Genomic DNA, 24986 nt, shown 5'->3' on the forward strand with positions numbered 1-24986 from the left:
ATAGCTTCATTTATTTTATTAATTACATAACTTATATAAATTATAATGTAAACTTAATTTGAAAAATGTAAAATTATAGTATAAAATATATTAGATATATTTTTTTTGAGGTGTAAAGATGAATAGTTTGAAGCAAAAGAGAAAAGGCAAGAATTTAGCAGTGCAGGGTGCAATACTAGCTTCTGCTGGTATAATAGTAAGGCTAATAGGATTTGCTTATCGTATTCCATTAGTAAATACAATAGGTGAGGAAGGTATAGGATGCTATAGTAAGGCATTTGATATATACTCATTTGGTTTGATTATATCATCCTATGGACTTCCATCTGCTGTATCTAAGCTTGTATCTGCTAGGATGGCTGTAAAAAAATATAAAGAAGCCCATAAGATATTTATATCTGCATTATGTATAGCACTTCTTATTGGATTGATATCAGCAAGTATTATGTTTTTTGGTTCGTCACTATTGGCTGATTTGGTATATAGTGAAAAATCTCAATATGCTATTAAGGCTCTATCACCAACATTACTTATTTTCTCAATCATGGCTGTTTTAAGAGGATATTTCCAAGGCATGAATACAATGATACCTACAGCTGTTTCGCAAGTCATAGAACAAATTTTTAATGCTATTTTTAGTATAGTTCTAGCCAGTATTTTATTTACGAGGGGTTATGAATGGGGAGCGGCTGGTGGAACATTAGGAACAGGAATTGGTGCTTTTGCAGGATTATTGACCTTGATTGGTATTTATTTCATGTCAAGAAAATTATTCTTGAAAAGAGTTCGTAAAGATACTAATTCCGATTCAAGTATTACTCATTTCAGTTTTGGAAAACTGGTTGTTTTGACTTCAGTACCTATTATAATTGGAAGTGCAACTTTTCATTTTACTAACTTAGTAGATATGTTTATGTTTAATGATGCTCTTCGTTTCCACAATTATACCCAAGAAATGTCAGATACTTTATACGGTATACTAAATGGTAAATATAAGATTATTATTACTTTACCAGTGTCCATTGCATCAGCATTAGCTGCTGCTACCATACCAAGTATTACTACATCAATAGTATTAAAAGATAAAAAACAGATTAAAAGAAAAATAAATATGGCTATTAGATTTACCATGTTCATAGCAATTCCATCATGTGTAGGTATATTTATATTATCAGAACCTATAATAAGAATGCTGTTTGGTATCAGCAATCCCAGCAAAGCTTCATTGTTGCTTAAAATAGGTTCAATTTCAGTTGTATTTTTTGCTTTATCAACAATATCCATTGGGGTTTTACAAGGAATGGATAGATTAAGAGTACCTGTAATAAGTGCTATGAAATCATTGCTTATCAAAGTAGTTTTCAATATAATACTTTTATATGTATTTGATACTAACCTAATAGGAGCAGTAGTCACTAATATTATATTTGCATTTAGTTCAGCGTTCTTTAATATGAGAGCTATCAAGAAATATACAAGGATGAAATTTGATATAAAGAAAACTTATGTAATCCCCACTATTTCTGCACTAGTAATGGGGCTAAGCTGTAATATTGTCTATACTTTATTTGGCGCAATGAGAATAGGTAATACAATCTCTACATTGACATCAATTTTAGTAGGAGCATGTGTATATCTAATATTGTTAATAAAACTAAAAGGTTTGGATAAAGAGGAATTATATTCAGTACCAAAGGGTGAATCACTAATTAGGTTATTAACTAAGATGAGATTATTGAAATAATCTATTTTATAGAAAAATTCTTAAAAAATGCATAAAATTAATACTTATTGTAAATACTTATACCAAAAATACTCGTAAGGAGTGATTTTGGTGAGAAGTAAGAAAATATTAGTTATTGCTTCAGTGATTTGTATTATTGCTATAAGTATTATTGCAGTAAATAGATTTTATGGATACATTGTAGAAGATAATATAACAAAAAAACAAAATGATAAAATAGTACTTGATAATAACATAGAAAAAGATACTATAAAGAATAAGATTTTAGAAGATAGTAGTGAAGATTCAATTTCAAGAGACAATTATAAAGTAAAAATAACAGATATAGAACCAATAGCAAGCAGTAAAAATAATAAGGATATTATTTCTGTAGATACTGTGAAAGAGCCTAAGATCATGTCTTCAACACGTATAGAATATCAAAATTATTATACGTTAGATGATAAATTAGAAATTGAAAAAGAGATTGAACCACCATACTATATGATAAATCTGACTAGGGAACAAATGGAGGAGTTCTATCCTGAATTTCAATTAATAGCTTTTTCTCCAGAAAAGGTTATACTGAGAAGAATAATCGAGGATCGTTCTGATAAGTATTATATTATTAAAAGACATAATACCAATATTGGAGTATTTCATGATTACAGAGATAAAGGTGAAGACATCGAACTAGATGAATATCTAAGAGATACAATTGACATACCAGTCAATGATTTGGTTTGGGAAGAACAGGATAAGCTCAATAATGGAATCATTGTATATGGTGAAGAGGAACTGTCACAGAGTCTAAAGAAATTATGGCAGTTATACAGATTAAACCAAAGTGGTAAATATATTCTAAAAGAATACAACGGTGTCATGGGAGTGTTTTACGATTATAAACAAGATGAAAAATACTCATCTGATTTGAAGCAGGATAAACTGAATGATATATTAAAAGGATATTTAAGAAAAGTTATTGAAACGCCTGTTAGCGGTTTGGAAGAAGAATTGATGAATAAGTTAAAAGAAGGAATAACTGTTAATAGTGAAGTTGAGCTTATAAGGTTATTAGAAAATTATACAAGTTAATTACAGGAATAATTCATGAATTTTACTATAAAGAAGGTCTATGAGAATTATAATTATGGACTTTCTTTTTATTATTATATTTTATTAATATATTTTAGTAATATCTTTAATATCTATTTTTTAGAAATATATACTTATAAAAATATTTATTTAGACATATTATATGGAAATATAGTATTATATCTTATAATATATAAAATAAAACGTAATTAATATTGATATATTTATAAAAGGTGTTATATTATTATATAGTATTTAAATATTTATAAAATAATATTAAAAGAGGTGTATATATTGTATTTAAAAATTATAAATGTATTTGAATGCTAAAAAATAATAAAGGAGATATTTATATGAAGAAACATACTATTATTATACTAATGGTATTAGTAACGACAGTATTTAGTCTTAATACTAATGTTAATGCCCAAACAATCATTAAATTTTCAGATGTCAAAAATAATGTACTTGAACAGTACAAAAATGATGAGCAATTTAAATTAGAAATGAAGGAAAATCCTGATGGTGCAATGCAAATGATAAATTCTATCACACTAGAAAAATTAAGGCCATCTAGAAAAGCACCTAGAATAGGCGGTATGACAGGAGCGGTTTGTACTGTACCTGTAATAAAACAAGCAACAGATTTTTACTGTGGATATGCAACCATGCTACAAACTCTTTATGGAATAAATTTACAATCTAAAGTAAGTGGAACAGATAATAACAGGAAACAAGAAACTTTAGCTGAAAATGCAGGTCATAAGAATAGTTCAGCCATTGTATGGGAAGTAAAAAGAGATTTAAATACTTATCTTTCACAAAATTATTACAAATATATGCAAGGAAGTGCTATGGATAAATCTTCATTTGCAACAAAAATTTATAATAGTTTATATTATAATAGACCTGTACTATTACATGCAAAGACTAAATCTTTGCCTTATTATCATGGTCGCGATTTAGGTCATTATTTATCAGTAGATAAAATAGACTGTGAACCTATTGATAATTTAGTTAGAATTAAAGATTGCTGTTGGTATGATCAATTTCGTGGTGAATGGAATGTTAGATTATCTGAAGCATATGGAACAGTATCACCATCTGGTAGATACGTAATTTATTATTAAGGTTTTAATTCATGAAAAAAATTAATAAATTATTAATTGTTAGCTTTAGTTTTTTATTTGTAATGACTGGATGTAATAGCAAAGATAAATCATTATTTTTAGATAGTGATAATATTATTAAAGATATACAATTTGTTGAAGAAAAGAATGAAAAGTTACACATAGATACAAATATTTTACCTAATATAAAAAATGGGGAAATTTTTGATTATTCTTATGTAGATGATAAAATATACTACATCGTTGTATATGATAGTTTTAGTGAATATGTCAATGATATAGATATATATTGTTATAATATAAAAGATAAGAATACATCACTTATTTATAATTATCATGATGATAATATCAATAAATTTATGTGTGACTTAAGAGCAACTAAAGAATATCTGTTTTGGATAGATTTGTATGGTGATAAACCATATTGGAGACTTAATAAGATGACTTTAGCAGATGGTGAAATAGATATTATTAGAAAATATGAAGATAGTAATTCTACCAGTCCTCCTGCTATTAGTATCAGTAAAAATTGGGTATCTTGGTATGAATTACCTGAAGGTTCCGAAGATATATATACTGATAATAACTTATTATTATATTCTATCAAAGATGATTCAGTAATATTATTACAAGAAAAAGTTTATAGAGCTTCACCTTATTATGAAGCCCCTATTTGCGATAATTTCATTACCTACCTAACAGCAAATAAAGATAAGACTCTTTCTATAAATCAATATAATTTAGATACAAAAGAAACGTTTGAAATAAATACCAATAGTGATATTGACGAAAGGTATATTATTGATTATATGTCTAATGGAAGTTATATTGTGTGGCATGATGGAAACTATAAGACACTAATTGAACCTCATTTATTTGTTCATGATTTAAAATTATGTAAGACATATCAATTCAATACAGATAATAAAAGTGTTCTTTGTAGTAGGATTTATAGTAATTATATTATGGTAAAATATAATAACCATATTGACAATAACCTATATTTTTATGATTTAGAAGGGTTTACTAAAATTAATGTTAGTAACTATTTAGATAATGAATCTATTGATTGGTTACGTAATAGTACAGATAATTATGTAACAAGCCAATTTTATGACAAAGATGATACTGGTATTATACGTATAAATTAATAGTATGCCTTAATAATAGTAAATTAAATAGCTAGAAATAAGATAATATAACTTATAGTCATTAGAAATTGTTATAATCCATTTCGTATAAGGGTTACAGTTATTATTTATCATAAAAAATAGGTTAGGTATAAATTACTAAGAAATTATACAAGTTAATTACAGGAATCATTCATGCATTTTTACTATAAAGAAGGTCTATGAAAATTATAATTATGGACTTTCTTTTTTATATTATAGGAATAGGATGAAAGTTTACAGTAATTGTTAATTATGATACACTAATCTATATTAACAACATTAAGAGTATGTTTTTTGCTGGTCGGGAATGTGGTTATACTTATCAGACTTAATAAAATCTATTAGGAGAAGGTGTTTTAATGATTTATGTAAATAATAACAATGAATTTCATCTTACAACATCCAATACTAGTTATATCATAAAAGTATTAGAGTCCAATCACTTATCACATTTATATTATGGACGTAAAATAAGAAACAGGGATGATTTTAGTAATTTATATCATAATTATGTAACACCAGTTGGCAACGAGACTAATTATAGTAAAAAACATGAACATTATTCTTTGAACACCACTACATTAGAGTTATCAACTTATGGCAAGTCTGATTATAGAGAGCCATCATTACATATAGAGTTTAGTGATAATTCAAGAGTAAGTGATTTTCTATTCCATTCATATAACATATATGAAGGTAAAAAAGATATAGAGGGATTACCACATACTTTTCAGAACGAGGACACTGTTACGTCATTGGAGATTAAGTTATATGACCAAGTGATGGATGTATATGTGTTATTACAGTACTCTGTTTTTTATGATAGAGATGTCATTACAAGAAGTATGAAAATTGTTAATGGTGAATCAGGTAAGATTAGAATTGTCAAGGCAATGAGTTTTAATATTGATTTTGATAATTGTGATTACGACTTAATAACTCTTGAAGGAAAATGGATCAGAGAAAAGCATATACAAAAACAAAGACTTAATAAAGGAGTATACTATATTAATTCAAAAAAATTCACTTCAAGTTCAGATTTCAATCCTTTTATGTGTTTATCAGAGGCTGATACTACAGAAGACTATGGTTCCTGTTATGGTTTTTCTTTATTATACAGTGGCAATCATCAAGGGTTAGCAGAAGTCAGTCCTCATAATCAAACTAGGGTACAGATGGGAATTAATCCATTTGATTTCAGCTGGCTGTTAGATAAAAAAGAAGAATTTCAAACTCCTGAAGTGATAATGACTTATTCAAAAAATGGAATAGGAGGTATGAGCAGGAATTTTCATGATGTAATTAATCATAATCTAATACCGGTGAGATGGCAATTCAGAAAAAGACCTGTTATAGCTAATAGTTGGGAAGCAGCATATTTTGATTTTAATGAGAAGAAGTTGTTAAGACTTGCAAAAACTGCAAAAGAACTTGGCATGGAATTATTTGTACTAGATGATGGTTGGTTCAAAGGACGTAATGATGATACAACTAGTTTGGGGGATTGGGTTGAAGATAGAAAGAAGCTACCTAATGGCCTTGAAGGTCTTAGTAATAAAATTAATGAAATGGGATTAGGATTTGGATTATGGGTAGAACCTGAAATGATATCACAAGAGAGTGATTTGTATAAAAGACATCCAAGTTGGGCTATAAAACTCGAAAATAGAGAACCATCACTTGGAAGAAATCAATTAATGCTGGATATGGCTAATCCTAATGTAATAAATTATTTATATAAACAACTTAGCAGTGTATTCAGACGAGGAAAGGTCAAGTATGTTAAGTGGGATATGAATAGGTGTGTAACTGATGTTTATTCTTCATATCTACCAAAACATAGACAAAAAGAATTGGCACATAGATACATTTTGGGATTATACGATTTACTGAATAGATTGAAAACAGATTTTGAGGATATATTATTTGAAAGTTGTGCTAGTGGTGGTAATAGGTATGACTTAGGAATGTTATATTATATGCCCCAAACATGGGCAAGTGATAATACTGACCCTGGTGAAAGAATGAATATTCAATATGGTTCATCGTTAATTTATCCACTAAGTACCCTTGGAGCTCATGTTGGTTCTAACCCTTCACATCAAGTATTGAGACAAAACAGTATTGAATCAAGATTCAACGTGGCTTGTTTTGGACTATTGGGTTATGAACTTAATTTGAATAATCTTTCTAACTTTGAGAAAAAGGCTATTAAAAAACAAGTGGAGTTTTATAAGAAACATAGAAAGTTATTACAGTATGGTACATTCTATAGAATTAAATCACCATTTGAAACAAATTATGCCATATGGATGGTAGTTTCTAAGGATAAAGAAGAAGCCATTGTGGGCTACTATCAAAAACTGCAAGAAAGCAATAAAAGTTTGGAAACCATTAAATTAAAAGGTTTAGAAGAACAGTACATGTATCATCTGGAATCAAGGGCACAATTTATGAATATAGAGAGATTTGGTGAATTAATCAATGATTATGTACCTTTTAATGTGAAGATCAACGGGGTAAGAGGAATTATACATAAAACAATATCTGATAATTATATGTACAAGAATGATGTTCAAAAGATAGATGAGTATGGTGATAGCTTGATGTATGCTGGATTAAAGCCTTTACAACAATTCAATGGAGCTGGATTTGGTGATCAGGTAAGATATATTGGAGACTTTGGTTCAAGAATTTACTACTTGAAAAAAGTTGAAGTCATGGAAGAATAATACATTGTTTATAAAATATCCTTGCATTCATATAATAAATAACTTAAAATAGTTTTATTATATGATGTGAGGTTTTTTTATGGCTAAAAATAAGATTGTTATTATTGGTGGTGGAGCTTCAGGGTTAGTTGCAGCAATTGTCGCAGCAAGAAATGGAGCAAAAGTTACCATCTTAGAAAGAAAAGATAGAATTGGGAAAAAAATACTGGCTACAGGGAATGGTAGATGTAATCTAACCAACATGCACTGTTCTAGTAAATATTTTCATGGTGGAGATAAGGATTTCATTACAAAGATATTAGAGCAGTTTGATGTAAATGAAACACTGGAGTTTTTTAGTGAATTAGGGATATATCCTATTACTGTAGATAGTGGAAAAGTTTATCCTAATTCATTACAAGCAAGCTCGGTATTGGATGTACTAAGACTGGAAGCGGATAGATTAAAAATAAAGATAGAATGCAATGCTGAAGTTACTAAGATTGAGCGAAGTAATAACTTTGTCGTTTATACAAAGGATAAAAAATATTATGGTAATAAAATCATTATAGCAGCAGGAGGGAAATCTTCTCCTGACCTAGGCTCTAATGGTAGCGGATTTACATTAGCTAAATCTTTTGGACATACTATTAAAAAGCCCATACCTTCTTTGGTTCAGCTTAAGTCTGGTGCTGATTTCTTGAAACAAATAAAAGGTGTCAAAATAAATGCTTTGGCTAAAATAATAGATGAGAATAATGAAATAATACGCAAAGAATACGGAGAAATATTGTTTACAGATTATGGTATATCAGGTCCACCTATTTTACAGATTAGTAGAATTGCTTCTGATTATCTTAATGATAATAAGAGAGTTAGTGTAGACATTGACTTTTTTCATGACTTATCAGATAAGAAATTGGATCAAATTCTGTTGAAGAGGTTGACTTCTATGCCTAATAAAACTATACAAGAGAATTTTATCGGGTTGATTAACAAAAGATTAATCAATATAATTATAAAAGAAGCGGGTATAGCACCTATTAAAAAATCTGCTGACATTAAAAAAGAAGAAAGAAATAAGCTTGTATCTATTCTAAAAAAATTCTCATTGATTATAACTGGTACCAATCAATGGAATCAATCACAAGTTACTGCAGGTGGTATCATAACAAGTGAAATAGATGAGGTTACTCTGGAATCGAAGAAAGTTAAAGATGTATATCTTGCAGGAGAGGTTATAGATGTAGATGGTGATTGTGGAGGGTATAATTTGCAATGGGCTTGGAGTTCAGGGGTTGTTGCAGGTATGAATGCTAGTAAATGAGGTATGATAGTGGCTTATGGTCGCTTAGAAGGTATAGGGGGAATATTCCGTCAGCTAATTAAACGTCCATGTTCATTAAATAATAAAAAGACATCGAGTCTTATTATTATTTCTGACAGTCCAGTTGGGCTGCCAGATTAAATGCTGAGTTCGCCGTCCATGGCTCACTGCTCCATATTCCCCCTATACCTTCTAAGCTCTGTGTTGCATTTATACCTTATATAGGTTTCATCTTAAATATTGGCAAGAAAATTGAATCATGAAAGGATAAGTTAGATGTTACGACTACAGCAAATTAAGTTTGGTCTTGATCATAATGAAAATGATATTTCTAGAAGAATAAGAAAAGAATTAAGGATAAATGAGGATATTAAGTTTTCTTATAGGATTGTGAAAAAATCTATTGATGCTAGAAAAAAAAATGATATAAAGATAGTTTATACCTTTGATATAAAGATTGATAATGAGAATAAAATATTGGCTAAGAAAGGGAATCGTTCCCTTTGTTTTGTTAATAATAAGAAATATGAATTTCCTAATAGAAATGCTAGTTTTGTGGATAGACCAATAATAGTTGGATCAGGTCCTGCAGGACTTTTTTGCGGGCTTGTATTGGCTGAGAATGGCTATGCTCCTATTATCCTAGAGAGAGGACAAAATATGGATAATCGTGTGAAGGATGTGGAGCGATTTATAGCTACTAATGAGTTTTCTATCAAGTCTAATATTCAATTTGGTGAAGGTGGAGCTGGAACCTTTTCAGATGGAAAGTTAAATACTATGGTTAAGGATAAATTTCTTAGAAATAGAAAAGTATTAGAGGAATTTGTTGAATGTGGAGCTCCTGAAGAAATATTATACTATAATAAACCTCATATTGGTACTGATTATCTTAGGAAAGTTGTAAAAAACATTAGAAAGAAAATTATTGATTTAGGTGGAGAGGTAAGATTTAATAGTAGGGTTACATCTTTGTTGGCTGATGAAGGTTGTATAGCTGGAGTAGTTGTTAATAATACAAGTGAAATAAAGTCTAGGAATGTTATTCTTGCAATAGGACATAGTGCAAGAGATACGTTTTCCATGTTAAAGGATAATAATATACTTATTGAAAAGAAACCATTTGCTATTGGACTTAGGATTGAGCATCCTCAGGATTTAATTAATAGATCACAATATGGAAATAGTTATGAACATAAAAGCTTACCAGTTGCTGATTATAAATTAACACATCATTGTAATAATGGAAGAGGAGTATATTCATTCTGTATGTGTCCTGGAGGACATGTTGTCAATGCTAGTTCAGAAGAGGGTAGAGTTGTTACTAATGGTATGAGTAATTTTCTAAGAAATGCTGATAATGCTAATAGTGCACTCTTGGTCAATATAACTCCAGAAGATTTTTTTGAGGATGATGTACTAGCAGGTGTGGCTTTTCAAAGAAAATGGGAAGAATCAGCCTATATTGCTGGAGGTAGCAATTATAATATTCCTATTCAGCAATCCATAGATTTCATGAATAATAAAATATCAACAAACATTGGTGATGTTCATCCTTCTCTAGGTGATAAAGCAACCCTTTCTAATCTTAATGATTGTTTACCTAATTATGTTTGTGATGCCATAAAAGAGGGAATAATAGCTTTTGATAAGAAAATTAAGGGATTTGCAAGAGAAGATGCTATTTTGTCAGGGGTTGAAACCAGATCTTCTTCGCCTATAAGAATCATTCGAGATAAGGATTACGAAAGTAATATAAGAGGATTATATCCTTGTGGAGAAGGCGCAGGTTATGCAGGTGGTATCATGTCAGCTGCTATGGATGGTATTAAAGTTGCTGAAGCTGTAGCAAATAGGGGTACAAAAAAATAGTTAATAAAAGAACTTGTTAATTCTCAATTGGATAAAAATTAACAAGTTCTATTTATTTAATTTAATTCAATGCTGTCAGAAACATAATAACTATACCCTTTTTTAATATAGTATCTAGAGAGTTTTTTGCGTAATTTTTTGTTAGAGGTGTATTCGATAACATATATATTTACACCGTTTTTATTAAGTCTATCAATGTGATTTAAAAGGAAATCACAATCTTCTTTATCATTTTCTATTAAATCATTATTAACAAAGTCAATTTTACTGAAAATCGATTCATGGTTAACACCATAAACTAAGTTAGAAACATTCATATTTTTATTTAAGGAATCATTGAAAAATTCATAACCACCATTAGCAATAAGAGGTAGATTATACTGTTTGTTCAAACGTGTTATTATATCTAATAAGCCAGTATATACCTCATAATTATTATATAGGTAATAATTATCCAAATTATCAAGGAAAAATCCATCAATACCTTTATCATACAAATTTTTTGCAAGAACATCTATAATGTAATTACGACATTTTTCGTTAGCCAAATCCAACCATTTTTCTTCAGGCCAATTTTCATAATCATCTAAAGTCATATCTTTGAAATAATCATAGTAGGGGCGAAAATCTTCGATCGATCCAATATTAAGATAACTGTATACCTTAACATTTTCTTTATGTAGAGTGTCTATTTGATCATTATCATAATAGAAAGCATCTATGACAATCTCATCAAAATCAATAAATTCATTAATTGTTTCAGGAGAAGAACCAATGAAAACTCCATAGGAAGTATTAACCAGTGTGCTACTTGATAAACAATATAGGAAAAATGGAATCACTAATATTAGGTATAATAATCTTGTCATATAAACATATCCTTTCGTATTTATTGCGTACAAAATATCATAAAACCCTAAGAAACATCAAAAACGACAAAATTAATTTACAAAAAAAGTTGATAATGATATAATACATTATAATTATTAATATTATATAGATTAAAAATAATTAAATACAAAAGTAAAATGCCTAAATAGTTAACAATAACAACTTATATTTATTTTAACAGAATAATAATTATTGTTAAAGTCTTTTCATCAAATATATTCTAATTTAATTGTTTTTATAATATTAAAAGCTAAGGAAGTGTTTCATGAAGACATTAGGAAAAGTGTTAATAACTGGAGGATATGGATTTATTGGTTCTCATGTGGCTGAGAGATTCAATAAAGAAGGATACAAAATCTATATACTTGATGATTTGTCATCTGGTAGGGCAGATAATACTACAATAAAACACAAAAAATTCAATCTGAATATCACTGATCAAAAATGCGAAGAAATATTTAGAAGCAATAGATTTGACGTTGTTGTTCATCTTGCTGCAGTAACAGAGAATCATGAGTTTAACAAGTCATTAAATGAATATACAAAGTCTAATATTCTTGGTTTATCAAATATATTGGAGCTTTCGTCTAAATATAACGTATCTAAAGTTATATTTGCTTCTTCAGCAGATATATATGGTAATAAAGGTAATGGACCATATACTGAGGAAATGAAAGTTATGCCTCACAATTCTCTAGGTATTAGTAAAGAAGCAGGAGAAGGATATTGTAAATATTATAGCAAACGTTATAACCTTGAGACAGTAATTCTTAGAATATCTAATGTATATGGTCCAAGACAGCCAAAACAAAACGGAAACTTATCAAATATTTTACAAAAAGTTTCTGATGATGAAAAATTAGTTATAAATGATAATTGTTATGAAACAAGGGATTATATTTATGTTGAAGATGTAGCTTTTGCCATTTATCAATGTGCTACAAGGCAATGTGAAGGTACATTTAATTTATCTACCAATACAGAAAATAGTCTTAAGGATATTTTCGAGCATCTAAAGAAAGTTACGGATATTGATAATGTAACTTATGTAGATTCTATTAGAAACATTGGACAACATAGGTTAGATAATTCCCTATTGATTAATACAGTTAATTGGAAACCCAAATATTCTTTGGAAGAAGGATTGAAAAAGACTTTGGTTTGGAATAATATCCATAATGATAGAGCTGAGGATATTACCAAAACTAAGGTAGATAATACAGAAAAAAACAGTCATAAGATATTACCTTATCTCGAAAATTTCATAGGATTTATGATTATTGCTGTTTTTTCTTATATGCAGATATTACGTGAAGATATAGCGTATAATTATTACTGGGATTATAAGCTTATTTATATTATACTTATTGGGATTGTTTATGGTATAAAACAAGTTAGTATTGCAATAGCTCTAAGCTGTTTGTTGCAGATAGTATTGTATTTATATACTGGAAGAGATATTATATCATTTTTTTATAATGTGGATAATATTACTCATCTATCTATTTATATACTTATTGGTCTTATTATAGGTTATGTTATTGATCGTAAAAACAGAGATATTAGATTTACCAACGAGGCATATGATCAGTCACTAGAAGATTATTCTTTTCTTAATCAAATATATGACAGTATTCTTATACAAAAAAACAAATTGGAAAACCAAATTATTGATTCCAATGACAGCTTTGCTAAGATATATGAGACTACAGCAAAATTAGAGAGTGTTGAAGTAGAGGATATTTATACAGGAGCTATCAATGTAATCGAGAAAATAATGAAAACAGATAGAGTAACTTTATATATATTAGACAATACAAAAAGTTTTATGAGGCTAGTAGCCAAGTCAAAAAAACTGGGTAAAAGTATTCCAGTTTCCGTTAAAGTTAGTGATTATGATGAGATACAAGATGTTATTAATAATAAAGGTGTTTATGTTAATCGAAAACTGAAACCTAATATTCCTATTCTTATTTCGCCAGTATATGATAATGAAGATGTAGTTGGCATTGTATCAATACATAATGTTAAATTTGAAGAATTATCACTATATTATGAGAATTTATTTCATGTAGTTATGAGACTTATTTCCAGTTCATTATCAAGAGCTTATCGTTATAAAGAAGATACAAAATATATGAGATACAAAGAGGATACTAGATTTCTTCAAGGAGAAGCATTTTTCAATTTACTAAAAAGTAAGGAAAAAGCTAGAATAAGTTTTGAAATTGATTATATGGTATTGTCAGTAGAGCATTCTACAGATAAGACAGATGAAGAATATTATAAGTTATTATCACGTAGACTTAGTAAAGTTATAAGAGAAACGGATTATCTATGTATGGATGAAGATAATAATGTCTATATACTCTTATCTAATATTGACCAAGAGGATGCCCCGCTTGTTATAGAGAGATTTAGAATGAATGACGTCTATGTAACTATTGTTGAAAGTGAAAAGCTTTTAAGTGCATAACCATTACACTTTATAAATTATAAGTAAAATAATATGTTACAAAGGAATGGTTAGATGAATAATTTGGAATTAATAAATTACAAATACTATTTTATGATTTATACATGTATCTGTATCTTATATAGTCTGTGTTTTTATAAAAAAAGTCGGCAAATGGTAATTATAAGATTAGTAATCACGATGGTTCTTCCTATTATTGGATTTGTTTTCTTTATAGTGATTGATATTAGTCTTAGGAGTAAAGGTAAAGAACATGATTTTGATTTTAATCAGATAACATCTTCAAGTGATTATTCCATATTTGATTGGAATAATAAAAGAGATATTATTCCAATAGAAGAGGCTCTTCTTCTTAATGATAATATAGTAAAACGAGATTTAGTCATTAATATGGTTAAAGAAAAAAGACTAAGTAATGTCAATGGGTTAAAACTAGCTTTGCAAGATGAAGATACAGAAACAAGCCATTATGCAGCAAGTGCAATCATGCAGATTAAGAGTGAATTTGAAAATAAGATAAAAGAGATATCTGTTAAATATGAACAAAATAACAATGACAGTGAATTAATAGGAGAGTACATCAGTATTTTAAAAGATTATATAGATAGTGGTCTTATGGAAAGACAAATGGAAAAAAGATTTAGAAATGATTATTCAAAATTATTAGCACAGATTATTAATTTAGGTACAAAAGAGAAAGAGTACTATATAATGAAAATTAATATAGATTTGGATATGGAAGACTATCAGCAAGCAAGATACTTCTGTAATTTGTTTCTAGACAAGTTTGAAAAGCTAGAAGATCCATATCTCTTATATATGAAATTGTATTATAGTCTCAAAGATTATGATATGTTGAATAAGACGATTGAACAACTAGTTGAACTTCCTATCAGTTTATCAAATGAAGCGCTTAATAAAATTAGATTCTGGACGGCGATGACTTAATGAAAAATAAGACAGTTATTTACATAATTATAATTTTAATAGGTATTATGGGTATTGCGTATGGAGGTATGCACTCAGGGTATGTTCTAAAATTAATAAAGAACGTTAATGAGTACAATAAGATTGAGAATTATGGATTACTTAATTCTCAGCATATTAATGATATTGAAAAAGAACTATTTGAAAAACATTTAATAATCTATGATAAAAATTCAATTGGTGGAGAATTAGTAAAAGACAATGTAATAAAAACATATGAGTATATGAAAAAAGATTATGATCTAATAGAAGTAAAAGATGTAAAAACTATTAATCAAAGTTACGAAACCATAGTGGTAACATCGGATATGGAAACTTTTTCATCATTTGAAGATTTAGAAAGGTATGTGGCTGATGGTGGACATGCTTTTATAGTCTATCATACCACTACTGATGGTTTTATTAATACAATCTTTGGTATTGAAGAAGCAGGTAAAACAGTTGAATCTAACGGTATATTGTTAAAAGATAACTTGCTTATTAAAAATGATGGCTATAAACTCAATAATAATGCTATAACTAATTCAATGAGAGATGTTACACTAAGCAAAGGTACAACTGTTTATGCAGAAACAGCTGATTCTATACCTCTTTTATGGGATATTGATTATAAAAAAGGTAAGTTTATGATTTTTAATGGAACATGTTTAGAAGGCAAGGAAAACAGAGGGATATTAGCAGGAGCTTTGGGATTATTAGTTGAAGATTATATTTATCCCATTCTTAATGCCAAAATATGTTATATTGATGATTTCCCTTCACCTATTCCTAGTGGATTTAATGAAAACATATATAGAGACTATGGTCTTACAATTGAAGAATTCTACAAAAGAGTTTGGTGGCCTGATATATTAAAAGGTGCTAAGTTATATGATGTCAAATATACAGGAGTAATTATTGAAACTTATAATGATGATGTAACCCCTCCATTTGACTCAGGAAGTTATGATACAAAAGATAATTTAATTATGTATGGACGAGAATTATTGAAAAATAATGGAGAACTTGGTTTTCATGGTTATAATCATCAATCTTTTGCACCAGAAGGTTTTATAAAAGAAGATTTGGGATATAACTCATGGGAAAGTACTGAAGACATGAAGGAAGCATTAAAGGAAATTAATCGTTTTTCTAAGGAAGTATTTCCTTATTATAATTTCAAAGTTTATGTACCACCATCTAATATATTACATCCTATGGGAAGAGCAGCTATTAAGGAAGCTGTTCCTAGTATGAATATCTTAGCTAGTTTATACCTTGCTGGGGAAGGATCTGATGCTTATGTTCAGGAGTTTGAAATCGCTAAGGATCAAATAATTGAATTACCCCGTATAACATATGATTATATCAATGAGGAAGGTGAAGATTGGTTTATATATACAACTATTAATTTGCTTGGTGTGTTTTCACATTTCATTCATCCTGATGATATCTTGGATCCAAAAAGAAATATGGGATATTCTTGGGAGGAAATGAAAGAACAATATAATGAAATGTTAAAAGACATAAAAGATAAATATGGATGGCTAAGAAGTATGACTGCTTCACAAGCAGCAGAAGAATTAAAAAAGTACTTACAATGTGATGTAAAATTTGTCAAGAATGAAGATGAGATTTATGGTTTTATGACAAATTTTAGAAAAGATATGTATTTTATACTACGGACAGAAAAAGAAATAAAGAAAACTATTAGTTGCACAGTAATAGAAATTGATAAAGATGTATATCTGGTTCATACAAAAGAGCCTGAATTTGCTGTCAAATTCTAAATATATAAGTAGAATTAAATTAATTAATTAATTCTACTTATAAAATCAAGAGAAATATATTGAACTTTTAAAATGGGTGTATAGATAATTAAAATAGAAAGAAAGGATGGATAATATGAGGATATGTCTAATTACAGAGGGAAGTTATCCTTATGTTATAGGTGGGGTTTCTTCGTGGATTGATGCATTAATAAGTAATTTTCCACAGCATGAATTCATTCTTTATTGTATAGGTGCTAAAGAGGCACAAAGAGGTAAATATTTATATAAAATCCACGATAATACTACAGAAATTAAAGAAATTTTTCTTGATGAATTTCTAAAAGAAAAAGGTAAGTATGGAAAAAGATATAAAATAGATCCTATACATACGAAAATTATATCTGATATATTATGTGGAGAAAATATTGATTGGTATGAATTTTTTATATGCATTAGGAATATCGGTTTCAAGAATGTATCAGAATTTTTTATGAGTAAGAGTTTTTTTGACATTATAAAACAAGTCTATGATAATAAATATGCTCATATTCCATTTACGGAATATTTTTGGACTATAAGGTCAATGTTACTACCATTATTCAATCTACTTGTGCAGGATATACCAAAAGCAGATATTTACCATAGTGTTGCAACTGGTTATGCCGGTATTATTGCTAGTTTGGGAAGTGCTTTGTATAATAAGCCTTTTCTATTAACAGAACATGGCATTTATTCAAGAGAAAGGGAAGAAGAAATTATCAAGGCTGATTGGGTGAAAGGATATCTAAAAGATATATGGATTGATTTTTTTAATCTACTGGGTAATTGTTCTTATGATTGTGCTTGTAAAGTAGTTAGTTTGTTTGAAAAAAATAGGGAGATTGAGATAGATATTGGTTGTGAAAAAGAAAAAACAATGATTATTCATAACGGTATTGATGTAGATAAATATAAGGATATAACTCAAAAACAACCAGATGATGAATTTATAAACATAGGAGCTATCATTAGAGTTGTACCTATAAAAGATATTAAGACTATGATAGAAGCGTTTTCTTATGTGAAGAGACGAATCCCTAATGTACGATTCTATATTATGGGACCAATTGATGAAGAGCCAGAGTATTATGAGGAATGTCAAAGTCTAGTTGATATACTTAAGGTTGAAGATATTATATTTACTGGGAGAGTTAACATAATAGATTATCTTGGCAAGATGGATATTCTTGTATTAACCAGTATAAGTGAAGGACAGCCTTTAGCTATACTTGAAGGATTGGCATGTAAGAAACCATTTGTCACTACCAATGTAGGTAGCTGTAAAGAGCTTTTATATGGAAATGAAGAGGATAATTACGGCTTGGCAGGATTAGTAGTGCCAGTAATGGATTATGAAGAAATAGGAAAAGCAGTGGTGAAACTATGTAAAAATAAAGAACTTAGAGAACAGATGGGACAAAATGGATATGAACGGGTATCTCATTTTTACACACATGATATGTTTATTGATCAGTATGACAAATTATATAATAGGTTGGTGGAAGAATGGCAGGAATAGGTTTTAGGTTGAAAAAACTGTTTAGTGACAAAGGATATTTATATAAACTTAGAGCGTATTTTTTCTCAACTATTGTTACAACAGGACCGATTATTATGTGTACATGTCTTATTGTGTTTATACAATTATTTATGAATGCAGTTAAACTACCTTATTTACAAAAACAATTGATTATAGGATCAATTGTGTATCCTTTTGTTTTTTCACAGATTATTACTAGTATTTTCTCTATGGTCATAACAAGATATGTATCAGATTTATTATATAAAAAAGAATATAATAAGATAAATGCATCTTATTTGGGCGTCATAACCCTCTCGTTAATTATTGGAGGAGTTTTGGGATTTGTATTTTACGCAAGGTCTCCTCTTCAAATAAGATATAAGATTCCACCTTATATTTTATTCATGGAACTTATTATCCTATGGTTACAGACAGTTTACTTATCTGCTTTTAGGGATTATATGAGAATTGTTAAGGGATTCTTATATGGAATTTTAATTACTGTAATAACAGTCTATGTTTGTCTTAGTGTACTACGGTTGGATGTTACCATGTCTATATTAATTGGGATGGATGTAGGTTTTTTTGTGATAGTATCCATATTGACTTATTATATCATCAAATATTTTAATAAACTTGGTAAAGATTATTTTGTATTTATTAAATATATAGATAAATATGCTTCATTAATATATGTATCATTTTTTTATACATTGGGTATATATGGACATAATTTCCTGTTTTGGCGAAGTAATCTAGGTGTAACTATTTTTGAAACATATGTTTTTGCACCAGTATATGATGTAGCTGTCTTTTATGCTTTTTTAACTGTATTACCAGCTACGGTTATATTTGTTGTTAATGTAGAGACTTCCTTTTATGATAGGTATAAAGAGTACTATAGTCTAATTACCACAGGTGGTAATGGTATGGAAATATCTAAAGCAAGAGATAGAATGATTTTTGTTCTTTGGCAGGAGATAAGAAAATTAATAGAGATACAATTTTTTATATCTCTTCTTTGTATGATTTTAGGAAATATCTTCTTGCCGTATGTTGGTGTAACAGGTTTATCATTGAATATTTTCATTATCTTATCATTAGGTTCGTTTTGCTGTTTTATGATGTTTTTTATTATGCTTATCATGTTATACTTTGAAGATAGAAAAGGTGCTGCAATGATTATATCCATTTTCTTTATTGGGAACATTCTATTGACTCAGGTTTCCATAAGGTTAGGGGAGGTATATTATGGTTTTGGTTTTTTTATTGCTTCCATAATTGGATTTTCAATAGCGGTAACAAGATTAACCAATTATTTGAATGAAATTGACTATCATACATTTTGTTCGCAGCCAGTAATCGCAAGAGAAAATTCTGGTGTATTTCATAGGATTGTAAAAGTATTATACAAAGAGCATACAGAAAAATAAACCAATATCTATCAGAATAAAATCAAAAAGGGGAGCTTAGTTTGAAGATAAAAAGATATATTCCTTTTATTCTATTGTGTGTAATTTTTACTATATCTTTATTTATGTTATTCAGTGGAGATAAATATAAGCACGATAGTATGATTGTTGATAATGATGAATTAAATAAAGATTCCATGCTTGAACAGGAGGAAGTTGATTTGATTAAGCCTCCGGTACCACCTAGTAAGATAGTTATTGAGGAACATATTAATGGTATTCAATTGTCATGGGAACCTATACAAGATGTTTCTGCTTATGAGATTAAGATTAATGATGAAGCAGTTGTAAGTACAAGTACTAATGAATATATCCATAAGGGTATTAAGCCAGGTATTAGGTATACATATAATATAAGATCCATTGATAAATATGGTATTGGCAAGTGGAGCAAATCAATATATGGTATACCAAAAAAACCAGAAAAAATAATTCTCGATGAAAAAATAGAGATGGATGGGGCTATAAGTGATTGGGAGGGTATTAATCCTTTATTTTCAAATGAACAGTTAGGTATAACTGTTGTCTACGATAATGACAATATGTATTTAATGGTGCATGGGGAACAGATTCAAGATGGACACTGTTTTTATATTGATTGTGATAGTAATAAGAATACAGGTTATATTCAAACTGGTTGGATAGGTACAGGTGTTGAATTTATGGTATGTGATTCTACATTATATCAATATAAAGGAAAAGGGTCAGATTGGTTATGGGATAACATGACAGATATTGATTATTTTATAGGGAACAATATAGCAGAATTCATTATCCCACTTGCTAGTATGGGTATCACTGACGTTTTAGATATAAGAATGGGATATTCACTTGGAGAAGATATTCATATACCTGATAAGAGCAATGAAATGTTTTTTGTTAGCCAAGAGATTCTATATGATTTATCAGCTATAAAACCACCTGCCTTACTAGGTACAGAAATCACAGCTTCTAAAATAATAATAAAATTTGAAGGTGTGGACAAGGCTGAGGGTTATGAAATGGAAGTTGATAATAAGATTATTAATCTTGAAAAAGAAAATTTCTATCGACATACAGGGCTTGAGCCAGGCAGCAATCATACATATCGTATAAGGGCAAAATCAAGTGAAAGAAATAGTCTATGGAGTAAGAAATGGGTATTACAGACACATTCCATGAATCCAGTACCTGGCAAGATAAAGGTTGATGGAAAGATCAATGATTGGACATATCTATATAAAGAATTGGCTAGTGACAAGCTAACTAGTGGTATTTATACTGCATGGACTAATAATACTCTTGGATTGCTAGTAATTAATCCCGATATGGGTAATGACGATATTATATATATTGATAGTGGTAATGAAAATAGTGTTGGATACAAATCCCTGCCATGGAATTATCCAAAAGCAGATTATCTCATTGATGGTAAAACTATCAGTAGATATATAGGTAATGGAAGTGATTGGAAATGGTATCCAATGGGAGAAGCGTCTGTTGTTAAGACAAAAGAAATAATAGAAGTTAAAATAGATATATCACTATTTGATTTCAAAAAACCTCGTGAGATTGGATTAGGGTTCATGTTAGATGATAATAACTGTATACCATCTGAAGGAAAAGACATGATATCAGGATATAAAGTCTTAACTGATATTGCTCAACAGTTATATAGTCCAGAGCAGGTAGAACTTCTTTCAGGGTCTAGGAGTATTGATATGAAGTGGGAACCTGTTTATGGCGCACAAAAGTATGAAATAGAAGTTAATGGCAAGATAATTGGTACCAGTCAAAAAAGTGAATATAAACATATAGATATAATTCCAAACACCACGTATTCATATAGAATAAGGGCTATTAATGATGATGTAATCAGTTCATGGAGCCAACCATTCACGAGGAAGACATTGGCTGACAATATTAAGATTAGTGTTGATGGCAGGTCTGAAGATTGGAATAAACTTATGCTGAGTGCTTATGATGAAAAAAATAATGTAAAACTTTATACATTACAAGATAAAAAAGGTCTGTACTTTCTTATACAAGGAGAAAAATTGAATGGTGAAAGCAATATTTATTTAGATGTTGATGGTAGCAGTACTGGTTATAATGTATTAGAATGGCAGCAGTCAGGCGCTGATTACTTGTTATATGAAAACTATGTTTCTAAGTATACAGGTAATGGAGAAAATTGGTCTTGGAAAGATATTGGTGAAGCTAATATCATTTCAGAGAGCAATATGATAGAAGGATATATAGATTTTCAGTTACTGGATAATAGCAATAAGAATGAATTAATGATTGGGTTTATTAATAATGATGTCATATATTTACCTTCAGCTTTACAGGGAATGATTAAGGCTAATCATGTTGGGGCAGTATACCAAGATTTAGAAACACCTTCGTCTGTAGTTGTTCAACCTACAATTGATTATATTTCTTTAGAATGGGAAGGAGTAAAAGGAGCTACTTCTTATGAGATTGAAAAAAATAATAAAATTATTCAGGTAGATTCAACTAGCTATAAGGATATGGATGTCCAAGCAGGAAAAGAGTATACATATCGTATTCGCAGCAAGAATTCTTATACAACTAGTGGTTGGAGTGAGAAAGTTACAAAGACATTGATAGCTTTAGAACCACATATTAAACTTGATGGGATAACAACTGATTGGATTGGGATAGAGCCAGTTGCAGATAATGAAATTATTAGTTTATATGCTTATATTGATAAGTACTATTTGAATATCATGGTACAGGAAAAAGAAGTAAGTAAGGAGAATTATATCTATATTGATGTGGACAATGATAATAAAACAGGATATAGAAACTCTAATTGGGTAGATTGTGGAGTAGATTATGTGGTAATTAACGGATATCTTCATAAGTATGTAGGTGATGGTGATAATTGGTCATTTGAATATATAAGAGAGATTACTAGCATTAAGAAAGGTAATGTTCATGAGATCAAACTGGTTAAAGGTTATATTGGTATGAAGAATTCTGATATAATAAAATTAGGATACAGCGATAATGTAGATAAGAATATACCAAAAGAAGGTAGTGAGATGGTAATTGTCAATAAATGGGAATAAGTCTGAAAAAAAGAGAGGTTAGCCTCTCTTTTTCAGTGTTTGGATTATCGATTTAATAATCAATTTAAATTATAGATCGTATATTTTGCTGTATTTATCTTCTAGATAATCAATATAATACTTGGCATTAAGTGGTTCCCCAGTTGCGTTTTCTATTATCTCACTTGGAGTTAATAATTTTCCATATTTATGGATGTTTTCTTTCAACCATTCTCTGATATTTTCTAAATTACCTTGCTTAAGATCTTTTTCAAAATCTATTGTTTCTTTCATCTTATTGGCAAATTGAGAAGCATAAGCATTACCAAGTGCATATGATGGGAAATAGCCGAATAGTCCTTCTGACCAATGCACATCTTGCAAAATACCGTCAGCATCATTTTGTGGAGTTAATCCCATATATTCTTTATATTTTTTATTCCATATTTCTGGTAAATCACTTACTAGTATCTTATTTTCAAATAGTAATTTTTCTATTTCATATCTAATCATAATATGAAGTGAATAAGTAAGTTCGTCTGCATCAGTTCTGACTAAAGAAAGTTCAGATTTATTAGCAGCTTCATAAAGGTCTTCACATGTAACATCCTTAAAGTGTTCTGGAAAAGCCTCTTTTATAATTGGATATAGATATTCTATGTAAGAATGAGATCTTCCAACTATATTTTCAAAAAAACGAGACTGAGATTCATGTATACCCATGGAAGTACCAGTACCAAGTGATGTGAAATTCAATTCTTCACCAATATTCTGTTCGTATATAGCATGACCACCTTCATGTAATGTACTATATAGTGCTGGTAAAAGATTATTTTCAAAGTAATGAGTTGTTATTCTAACATCATTTTTATTGAAATTAGTAGTAAATGGATGTTGACTCTCTGCCATCATACCAGAATCCATATTGAACCCAAGTGATTTCAGTAATTTTTTATTAAGTGCTTCTTGTTCTTTGGTTGGGTATGTTTTCTTGATAAAATCATCGTTGATTGTAACTTTTGATTCTTTGATTTTAGCAACTAGAGGTACAATAGAATTCTTAAGTTCACTAAAGAATTTATCTAAATCATCAGTAGTCAATCCTTTTTCATAATCGTCTAATAAAGTATTGTAAGGGTGTTTAGTGTAACCTCTGTATTCAATAAATTTCTTACTGAATTCAATAACTTTTTCGAGATGTGGAGCAAATATAGAAAAATCACTTTTAATTTTAGCGTCTTCCCAAGCAGCGCTAGCTTTAGCCCTAACTTCTGTATATTCTGTAACTATCTCAACAGGTATTTTTGCTATTTTATCATATTCATTACGAAACTCTTCTGCTTTACGAAGTGTTAAATACTCAAGTTCATTTTTGTTATCCTCTAATAGAGATAGAAGCTCATTTAATTCATCATTTACAAGAGTCTTATAGTATTCACCTGTTAATATAGATAAAGTTTTAGCTCTTCCTTCTACACTGTTTTTTGGTGCTCCAGTTGCAGCGTCCCATTGTATAAGAGCAAGTGCATGCTCAATAGCGTGTAGTTTGTCATCAGCTTCATTAAGTTTACTAATGGCTGTTTTAATATCCATACGATATCACCTCTCATATTATTATTTGGAACCTAATTTTTCCATAAGCCTATTATAACAATAAAATAAATATAATGGAACTTATTTTCCTTGATTATTTTAACATTGTCATGTAAAATAGAAGAAGTTTATTACTGTAATATAGTAAAAAACTATATAAAGTGCTATT

General features: G+C 29.1%; 16 protein-coding genes. 14 read left to right on the forward strand and 2 right to left on the reverse strand.

Annotation, left to right across the window (positions count from 1 at the left end):
* Window positions 1-118 precede the first annotated feature (118 nt).
* The 8 genes from N4A55_RS13675 (at window position 119) to N4A55_RS13710 (ending at window position 11030) form a co-directional block, all read left to right on the forward strand.
* Window positions 119-1744, forward strand: coding sequence for a putative polysaccharide biosynthesis protein (locus N4A55_RS13675; protein WP_293757347.1), 1626 nt, complete (start codon window positions 119-121; stop codon window positions 1742-1744).
* A gap of 90 nt (window positions 1745-1834) precedes the next feature.
* Window positions 1835-2818 (forward strand): hypothetical protein, encoded by a 984-nt coding sequence (locus tag N4A55_RS13680; protein ID WP_293757349.1) that lies wholly within the window; start codon window positions 1835-1837, stop codon window positions 2816-2818.
* A 353-nt stretch (window positions 2819-3171) separates the two neighbouring features.
* The gene (locus tag N4A55_RS13685; protein WP_293757351.1) at window positions 3172-3948 is read left to right on the forward strand and encodes a hypothetical protein; all 777 of its coding nucleotides are present in this window, start codon (window positions 3172-3174) and stop codon (window positions 3946-3948) included.
* Window positions 3949-3959: 11 nt separating this feature from the next.
* Window positions 3960-5099: a hypothetical protein gene (locus N4A55_RS13690; protein WP_293757353.1), complete on the forward strand. Its 1140-nt coding sequence runs from the start codon at window positions 3960-3962 to the stop codon at window positions 5097-5099.
* A 380-nt stretch (window positions 5100-5479) separates the two neighbouring features.
* On the forward strand, window positions 5480-7852 hold the full coding sequence (locus N4A55_RS13695; protein WP_293757355.1) for an alpha-galactosidase: 2373 nt from the start codon (window positions 5480-5482) through the stop codon (window positions 7850-7852).
* Window positions 7853-7931: 79 nt separating this feature from the next.
* Window positions 7932-9158, forward strand: coding sequence for an NAD(P)/FAD-dependent oxidoreductase (locus N4A55_RS13700; protein WP_293757357.1), 1227 nt, complete (start codon window positions 7932-7934; stop codon window positions 9156-9158).
* A gap of 9 nt (window positions 9159-9167) precedes the next feature.
* Complete coding sequence (locus N4A55_RS13705) at window positions 9168-9299, forward strand: hypothetical protein (protein WP_293757359.1); 132 nt, start codon at window positions 9168-9170, stop codon at window positions 9297-9299.
* A gap of 135 nt (window positions 9300-9434) precedes the next feature.
* The gene (locus tag N4A55_RS13710; RefSeq protein ID WP_293757361.1) at window positions 9435-11030 is read left to right on the forward strand and encodes an NAD(P)/FAD-dependent oxidoreductase; all 1596 of its coding nucleotides are present in this window, start codon (window positions 9435-9437) and stop codon (window positions 11028-11030) included.
* 56 nt (window positions 11031-11086) lie between these two features.
* On the opposite strand, the gene N4A55_RS13715 is transcribed toward N4A55_RS13710, so the two are convergent.
* A complete protein-coding gene (locus N4A55_RS13715) occupies window positions 11087-11899 on the reverse strand; it encodes an endo alpha-1,4 polygalactosaminidase (RefSeq protein ID WP_293757363.1) in 813 nt (270 codons plus the stop codon).
* 287 nt (window positions 11900-12186) lie between these two features.
* Here N4A55_RS13715 and N4A55_RS13720 point away from each other — a divergent pair, with 287 nt between their 5' ends.
* The 6 genes from N4A55_RS13720 (at window position 12187) to N4A55_RS13745 (ending at window position 23245) form a co-directional block, all read left to right on the forward strand.
* Entirely contained in the window at window positions 12187-14397 is a 2211-nt protein-coding gene (locus tag N4A55_RS13720; protein ID WP_293757365.1) for an NAD-dependent epimerase/dehydratase family protein, read from the forward strand.
* Between the two features lie 153 nt (window positions 14398-14550).
* Window positions 14551-15345 carry a hypothetical protein gene (locus N4A55_RS13725; RefSeq protein ID WP_293757367.1) on the forward strand — a complete coding sequence of 265 codons (795 nt, stop codon included), beginning with the start codon at window positions 14551-14553 and terminating at the stop codon, window positions 15343-15345.
* Complete coding sequence (locus tag N4A55_RS13730) at window positions 15345-17153, forward strand: DUF2194 domain-containing protein (RefSeq protein WP_293757369.1); 1809 nt, start codon at window positions 15345-15347, stop codon at window positions 17151-17153. The genes N4A55_RS13725 and N4A55_RS13730 overlap by 1 nt, the downstream gene beginning before the upstream one ends.
* Before the next feature lie 115 nt (window positions 17154-17268).
* A complete protein-coding gene (gene pelF, locus N4A55_RS13735) occupies window positions 17269-18693 on the forward strand; it encodes a GT4 family glycosyltransferase PelF (RefSeq protein WP_293757370.1) in 1425 nt (474 codons plus the stop codon).
* On the forward strand, window positions 18681-20129 hold the full coding sequence (pelG, locus tag N4A55_RS13740) for an exopolysaccharide Pel transporter PelG (protein WP_293757372.1): 1449 nt from the start codon (window positions 18681-18683) through the stop codon (window positions 20127-20129). The genes pelF and pelG overlap by 13 nt, the downstream gene beginning before the upstream one ends.
* A 41-nt stretch (window positions 20130-20170) precedes the next feature.
* On the forward strand, window positions 20171-23245 hold the full coding sequence (locus N4A55_RS13745; protein ID WP_293757374.1) for a fibronectin type III domain-containing protein: 3075 nt from the start codon (window positions 20171-20173) through the stop codon (window positions 23243-23245).
* 69 nt (window positions 23246-23314) lie between these two features.
* Here the strand turns inward: N4A55_RS13745 and N4A55_RS13750 are convergent, their stop codons facing one another.
* Entirely contained in the window at window positions 23315-24817 is a 1503-nt protein-coding gene (locus tag N4A55_RS13750) for a carboxypeptidase M32 (protein WP_293757376.1), read from the reverse strand.
* Window positions 24818-24986 lie beyond the last annotated feature (169 nt).

Origin of the sequence: Vallitalea sp., from assembly GCF_025211055.1 — a bacterium.
Lineage (GTDB): Bacteria > Bacillota > Clostridia > Lachnospirales > Vallitaleaceae > Vallitalea.

Excerpts from the sequence above, each read along its gene's own strand:
- N4A55_RS13690 (WP_293757353.1), top strand. The coding sequence starts at position 3,960 with ATGAAAAAAATTAATAAATTATTAATTGTTAGCTTTAGTTTTTTATTT.
- N4A55_RS13750 (WP_293757376.1), bottom strand. The coding sequence starts at position 24,817 with ATGGATATTAAAACAGCCATTAGTAAACTTAATGAAGCTGATGACAAA.
- N4A55_RS13715 (WP_293757363.1), bottom strand. The coding sequence starts at position 11,899 with ATGACAAGATTATTATACCTAATATTAGTGATTCCATTTTTCCTATAT.
- pelG (WP_293757372.1), top strand. The coding sequence starts at position 18,681 with ATGGCAGGAATAGGTTTTAGGTTGAAAAAACTGTTTAGTGACAAAGGA.
- N4A55_RS13700 (WP_293757357.1), top strand. The coding sequence starts at position 7,932 with ATGGCTAAAAATAAGATTGTTATTATTGGTGGTGGAGCTTCAGGGTTA.
- pelF (WP_293757370.1), top strand. The coding sequence starts at position 17,269 with ATGAGGATATGTCTAATTACAGAGGGAAGTTATCCTTATGTTATAGGT.
- N4A55_RS13720 (WP_293757365.1), top strand. The coding sequence starts at position 12,187 with ATGAAGACATTAGGAAAAGTGTTAATAACTGGAGGATATGGATTTATT.
- N4A55_RS13730 (WP_293757369.1), top strand. The coding sequence starts at position 15,345 with ATGAAAAATAAGACAGTTATTTACATAATTATAATTTTAATAGGTATT.
- N4A55_RS13710 (WP_293757361.1), top strand. The coding sequence starts at position 9,435 with ATGTTACGACTACAGCAAATTAAGTTTGGTCTTGATCATAATGAAAAT.
- N4A55_RS13685 (WP_293757351.1), top strand. The coding sequence starts at position 3,172 with ATGAAGAAACATACTATTATTATACTAATGGTATTAGTAACGACAGTA.
- N4A55_RS13695 (WP_293757355.1), top strand. The coding sequence starts at position 5,480 with ATGATTTATGTAAATAATAACAATGAATTTCATCTTACAACATCCAAT.
- N4A55_RS13675 (WP_293757347.1), top strand. The coding sequence starts at position 119 with ATGAATAGTTTGAAGCAAAAGAGAAAAGGCAAGAATTTAGCAGTGCAG.
- N4A55_RS13725 (WP_293757367.1), top strand. The coding sequence starts at position 14,551 with ATGGTAATTATAAGATTAGTAATCACGATGGTTCTTCCTATTATTGGA.